6 protein-coding genes and 1 pseudogene are annotated in these 5,559 nt (G+C 69.3%); 4 read left to right on the top strand and 3 right to left on the bottom strand.

Annotated features, from left to right (window positions below; genetic code table 11):
• The 3 genes and pseudogenes from WC555_RS15005 to WC555_RS14995 all read right to left on the bottom strand — a co-directional run.
• Positions 1-466 (bottom strand): annotated as a pseudogene (locus WC555_RS15005) (hypothetical protein); the annotation flags it as partial.
• 122 nt (positions 467-588) lie between these two features.
• Positions 589-1,365 carry an ABC transporter permease gene (locus WC555_RS15000; protein WP_373254853.1) on the bottom strand — a complete coding sequence of 259 codons (777 nt, stop codon included), beginning with the start codon at positions 1,363-1,365 and terminating at the stop codon, positions 589-591.
• On the bottom strand, positions 1,362-2,318 hold the full coding sequence (locus tag WC555_RS14995) for an ABC transporter ATP-binding protein (RefSeq protein WP_373254851.1): 957 nt from the start codon (positions 2,316-2,318) through the stop codon (positions 1,362-1,364). The genes WC555_RS15000 and WC555_RS14995 overlap by 4 nt, the downstream gene beginning before the upstream one ends.
• Before the next feature lie 195 nt (positions 2,319-2,513).
• On the opposite strand from WC555_RS14995, the gene WC555_RS14990 reads away from it, so the two are divergent.
• The 4 genes from WC555_RS14990 to WC555_RS14975 form a co-directional block, all read left to right on the top strand.
• Positions 2,514-3,326 carry a DUF1206 domain-containing protein gene (locus WC555_RS14990; RefSeq protein WP_373254849.1) on the top strand — a complete coding sequence of 271 codons (813 nt, stop codon included), beginning with the start codon at positions 2,514-2,516 and terminating at the stop codon, positions 3,324-3,326.
• A gap of 77 nt (positions 3,327-3,403) precedes the next feature.
• Positions 3,404-3,937 (top strand): lipocalin family protein, encoded by a 534-nt coding sequence (locus tag WC555_RS14985; RefSeq protein WP_373254847.1) that lies wholly within the window; start codon positions 3,404-3,406, stop codon positions 3,935-3,937.
• A 17-nt stretch (positions 3,938-3,954) separates the two neighbouring features.
• Positions 3,955-5,286, top strand: a complete 1,332-nt coding sequence (locus WC555_RS14980) for a sorbosone dehydrogenase family protein (protein WP_373254844.1) — start codon at positions 3,955-3,957, stop codon at positions 5,284-5,286.
• Positions 5,287-5,559, top strand: a 273-nt coding sequence (locus WC555_RS14975) for a hypothetical protein (RefSeq protein ID WP_373254842.1), incomplete at its 3' end; no start/stop codon positions are given.

Genomic DNA, 5,559 nt, shown 5'->3' with positions numbered 1-5,559 from the left:
CGCTGGCCGCCTGAAGGGTCGAACCCGCCGGCGCCGGCGCCGGCTCGGCGACAGACCCGGCGACGGGGCGCGGCGTCACGGGCGGGGCGGCGATCCGAGGTTCGGGACGCGGCCCGGGGGCGGGCTCGGCGGCCGGCAGCGGCCTCACCGTGAGGTCAGGCGCGGGCGAGGCCTTGACGGGCGCCTCGACCGCCATCGCGACCGGTTCAGCCCGGGCGATGGGTGCGACCGGTTCCGGCGCCGGCCGAGGGGCCGCACGCGGGATCATGGATCCGCTGAAGATGTCCGGGGCCCCGGGCCGGGGCGCGGGTTGCGACGCGCGCGGCGGCTCGGGCAGGGGCGGCAGGCGGTCGCCCCTGGGCAGTGGTCCGGCGCGGAACACGGTCGCCGGCGGGCGGCCCCAGACCACCGGGCGGCGGAACGGCTCGGGCGTTCCATTCAGGGGTTTGTCGGACTCGGTGGACATTCAGGCTCCCACGCGCCCCTTCGGGCGCGCTTCATCAACGCGGAGGCCCCGTTTTCGAGGCATGGACAGGGTGTCCGCCGATCTGGCCCGTTTCGTGACGGGCCTGGTTCTTGAGGACGGGCCTAGTTCTTGAGTCGGTAGCCGGTCCTGAACATCCAGCCGACGACGGCGAGGCAGACGAACAGGAAGCCCAGCGTCGCCGCCAGACTGACGCCGATGCCGACGTCGCCCGAGCCGTAGAAGGTCCAGCGGAAGCCGGAGATCAGATAGACCACCGGATTGAACAGGGTGATCGTCCGCCAGGCGGGCGGCAGCATGTCGATCGAATAGAAGGACCCGCCCAGGAAGGTCAGGGGCGTGACCACCAGCATGGGGATCATCTGCAGCTGCTCGAACCCGTTGGCCCAGATGCCGATGATGAAACCGAACAGGCTGAAGGTGGTCGAGATCAGGATCAGGAAGGCCAGCATCTCGAGCGGATGCAGGATCTGCAGCGGAACGAAGAAGGCGGCCGTGGCGAGGATGATCAGCCCCAGCACCGCCGACTTGGTCGCCGCGGCGCCGACATAGGCGAGAACGATCTCGAGCGGTGACACGGGCGCCGACAGCAGCTCGTAGATGGTGCCGGTGAATTTCGGGAAATAGATGCCGAACGAGGCGTTGAAGATCGACTGGGTGAACAGGCTCAGCATGATCAGGCCGGGCACGATGAAGGCGCCGTAGGGCACGCCGTCGATCTCGGTCATGCGGCTGCCGATGGCCGAGCCGAAGACGACGAAATACAGCGCCGTCGTGATCACCGGGGTGACGATCGATTGCCAGACGGTGCGCAGGGCGCGCGCCATCTCGAACCTGTAGATGGCCCAGACGCCATAGCCGTTGAAAGTCAGGCTGTTCATGCCGCCGCTCCCGTCGTCGTATCGCCGACCTTGTCGCGGTGGACGAGGCTGACGAAAATGTCCTCCAGCGAGCTCTGGCTGGTGTTCAGATCCTTGAAGGCGATGCCCAGGTCCGACAGCTTGCGCAGCAGGGACGGCACGCCGGTCTTCTCCAGATTGGAATCGAAGACGTATTCCAGCTCGTAGCCGTCGTCATTCAGCGTCGGCGACCATTCGGCCAGTTCCGGCGGCACGGCGGCCAGCGGCTCCTGCAGGTTCAGCGTCAGGGTCTTCTTGCCCAGCTTCTTCATCAGGGTGGCCGTCTGTTCGACCAGGATCAGCTCGCCCTTGAGGATCACGCCCACCCGGTCGGCCATCTCCTCGGCCTCCTCAATGTAGTGGGTGGTCAGGATGATGGTGACGCCCTTGTCGCGCAGGCCGCGCACCAGGTTCCACATGTCGCGGCGCAGTTCGACGTCCACGCCGGCCGTCGGCTCGTCGAGGAACAGGATGTCGGGCTCGTGGCTCAGGGCCTTGGCGATCATGACCCGGCGCTTCATGCCGCCGGACAGGGTCATGATCTTGTCGTTGCGCTTCTCCCACAGGGACAGTTCGCGCAGCGTCTTCTCGATATGGCCGGGGTTCGGCGCCTTGCCGAACAGACCCCGGCTGAAGGTCACCGTCGCCAGCACTGTCTCAAAGGCGTCGGTGGTCAGCTCCTGCGGCACGAGGCCGATCTTCGAGCGGGCGGCGCGATAATCGGACTGGATATTGTGGCCGTCGGCGATGACCGTCCCGGTGGTCGGGGTGACGATGCCGCAGACGACCGAGATCAGGGTGGTCTTGCCGGCGCCGTTCGGGCCCAGAAGGGCGAAGATTTCGCCCTTCGCGATCGCAAGATCGATGGGTTTGAGGGCTTGCAGCCCGGACTTGTAGGTCTTTGTCAGACCCTGGATCGAGATAACGGGTTGCATGCGGGCCCTCCGAGGCGGTCCGCAGATATGCGTCCGACCGTCGCACCTCAAGGCCGGCGCACGCCAGCGGAGCCATATTCTCCGTCGCGAGTTACCGTCGCCGTGCCCAGCCCCCTCGCTTCCCTCCGCTCCCGTCTGGCCCGCGCGGGCGATTTCGGGCGCCGGAAATCCCCCCTTCTGCGTCGCGTCCCGCCCTTGCACGACCTGCTCGAGCTGGCGGCGCGCATGGGGTATGGCGCGCGCGGCTTCGTCTATCTGTCGGTCGGCCTGCTGACTTTGATGGCCGCGGGCGACTTCATCGGCGAGGCGGTCGGGACCAAGGGCGCCATCGCCTGGCTGGCGCAGCAACCGGCCGGACGGCTGTGGTTGTTGCTGGTCGGCCTCGGGCTGTCGGCCTTCGTCACATGGCGGCTGCTGCAGGCGGTGTTCGACGCCGACCATGAGGGCGCGAGCCGCCACGGTCTGCAGACCCGGATGGGCCAGGGGTTCAGCGCCATGGGATACGGCTTTCTGGCCTTCAGCGCCTTCGCCCTGCTGATCGATACGCCTTCCGATCCCGCCACGGCCGATATCGCCAGGAGCCGGGAACAGGCGGAGACGGTGCTGTCCCTGCCCTTCGGCGACTGGCTGCTGGCCGGAGCGGGTCTGTGCATACTGGGGGTCGGCGTGGCCAACATCAGCCGCGCCTGGCGCGAGGATTTCACCGAATACCTCGCCTGTTCGCCGCGGACGTGCCGGCGGGTCGCGCCGCTGGCGCGGGCCGGCTACCTGGCGCGCGGCCTGGCCTATGTGCCGCTGGCCATCCTGGTGACGCTGGCCGGACTGCGCGCCGAGGCGTCTGACGTGACCACCTTCGGCTCGGCGCTGGAGGCGGTCGAACGGCAGCCCGCCGGTCCGTGGATTCTGGCCGTCACCGCGCTCGGCTTCATCGCCTTCGGAGCCTTTTCCTTCATCGAGGCGCGATTCCGTCGCATCCGGCCGCCCCGCGATCTCAATCCCCTCGGCTGAATCCCCGGGACGTCGCGTCCCCTGCGGAACCTGCGCCGTATCTGTGGCATTCCTTCCCTGCCGGAGCCTGTCCCGCCATGCGTCTCGCCGTCATCGCCCTGGCCCTGTCTCTCGGCGTCTCCGCCTGCGTCACCGCCCCCTCGCCCGACGAGGTGCGCGCGCCCCAGCCTGCCCGGGCGGTCGATCCGGAGCGCTTCTATTCCGGCCGCTGGCTTGAGATCGCGCGGCTGCCGATGCGGCTGACCGACGGCTGCGTCGCGGGCGCGACCAATTATGTGCTGGTCAATCCGACACGGGTCGATATCCGCGACACCTGTCAGGCCGGGACCCCGCAAGGCCGCGAGAAGGCCGTCGGCGCGCGCGGCGAAATTCTCGATCCCGGCGTGAACGCGAAATTGCGCGCCCGATATTTCGGCGGCCTGGTCACCTGGGACTACTGGGTGCTGGACCATGCCGAGGACTACAGCTGGTTCATCTCGGCCGATCCGACCTTCGAAAAATTGTGGATCTACACCCGCGAGGTCCCCGACGCCGCCGAACGCGAGGCGCTGGTCTCGCGCGCCCGGGCGTTGGGCTATGATGTCAGCCGTCTCGAATTCCCCGCCTTCTGACACCTTCGGAGCCGCCCATGTCCCGTCCGATCCTGCTGGCCGCTTCGGCCGCCCTCCTGACTCTGTCCGCATGCGGAGGGCCCGAGGCCCTGGATCCCGCCGCCGGCTTCGGTCCTGATCCCGTGCTTCCGGCGCCCCAGCGGTCGCTGTTCCCGCGCGTGAATGTCGCCGAGGCCGTGGGCTGGCCCGCGGGGCGCATGCCCGTCGCCGCGCCCGGCTTCCGCGTTCAGGCCTTCGCCAGCGGTCTGGATCACCCGCGCTGGATCTACCGCCTGCCCAACGGCGACATCCTCGTCGCCGAGACCAACGCCCCACCCAGGCCGGACGACAAGAAGGGCGGCCTGCGCGGCTGGGCCGAGGGCCTGGTCATGAAGAAGGCCGGGGCCAGGGCCCCCAGCGCCAACCGCATCACCCTGCTGCGCGACGCCGACGGCGACGGGATCGCCGAGACGAAAACCGCCTTCCTCGAAAACCTGACCTCGCCGTTCGGCATGGCCCTGGTCGGCGACACCCTCTACGTCGCCAATGCGGACGCCGTGGTGGCCTTCCCCTATCAGGCCGGCCAGACGCGGATCGCCGCCGCCGCCCGCAAGATCGTCGACCTGCCGGCGCAGCGAAATCACCACTGGACCAAGAGCCTGGTCGCCAGCGCGGACGGCTCGCGTCTTTATGTCGGCGTCGGCTCAAACTCCAATATCGGAGAGAACGGGCTGGACGAGGAGGCGGGCCGGGCGGCGATCTGGGAGATCGATCCCTCGACCGGGACCCATCGCATCTACGCCTCCGGCCTGCGCAATCCGGTGGGACTGGCGTGGCAGCCGGACAGCGGCAAGCTCTGGGTGTCGGTCAACGAGCGGGACGAGCTCGGCAACGACCTGGTGCCCGACTACATGACCTCGGTCACGCCCGGCGCCTTCTACGGCTGGCCGTGGAGCTATTACGGCCAGATCGTGGACAAGCGGGTGGAGCCGGCCAATCCGGACATGGTCGCCCGCGCGCTGAAGCCCGACTACGCGCTGGGGTCGCACACGGCCTCGCTGGGCCTGACGTTCGGCGAGGGACCCCTGTTCCCGGCGCGGTATCGGGGCGGAGCCTTCGTGGGCCAGCACGGATCGTGGAACCGCACGCCGCGCAACGGCTATCGCGTGATCTTCGTCCCGTTCGCGAACGGGACGCCGGCCGGACCGCCGCAGGACGTGCTGAGCGGCTTCATCAACGAGGAGGACCAGGCCATGGGCCGGCCCGTCGGCGTGCAATTCGACCGTCTGGGCGCCCTGCTGGTCGCCGACGACGTCGGCAATGTCATCTGGCGGGTCTCGCCGACGACGGCGGCAAGCGCCGCCCCCTGAATGCAGAAGGCCCCGGCGGACTGCTCCGCCGGGGCCTTCGATGTCGTCCCCGGTGATCAGCCGAGCGGCTGGATCACGATCACCGGCGCCGGGGGCTGGGCCGGCGCGGGGGCGGGCGTGACCGTCGGCGCGGAAGCCGGAGTCGTGGGCGCCGTATTCAGCGTCGTGGTGGAGGACGAGGCGGTCGGGGCCGGCGTCGCGACACGGGCGGCCGGAGCCTCGAAGCGGGGCGCCGCAGTCGGCGCGGCACGGCGCGCGGCGGGCGCGGTGACG

The organism is Brevundimonas sp. (assembly GCF_041648615.1).
Lineage (GTDB): Bacteria > Pseudomonadota > Alphaproteobacteria > Caulobacterales > Caulobacteraceae > Brevundimonas.
Note: the sequence above shows the minus strand (reverse complement) of the source record. Positions and strands in the feature narration are given on the sequence as shown.

Bases quoted from the DNA above. Each gene is read 5' to 3' on its own strand.
- WC555_RS15000 (WP_373254853.1), bottom strand. From the start codon at position 1,365: ATGAACAGCCTGACTTTCAACGGCTATGGCGTCTGGGCCATCTACAGG.
- WC555_RS14995 (WP_373254851.1), bottom strand. From the start codon at position 2,318: ATGCAACCCGTTATCTCGATCCAGGGTCTGACAAAGACCTACAAGTCC.
- WC555_RS14985 (WP_373254847.1), top strand. From the start codon at position 3,404: ATGCGTCTCGCCGTCATCGCCCTGGCCCTGTCTCTCGGCGTCTCCGCC.
- WC555_RS14980 (WP_373254844.1), top strand. From the start codon at position 3,955: ATGTCCCGTCCGATCCTGCTGGCCGCTTCGGCCGCCCTCCTGACTCTG.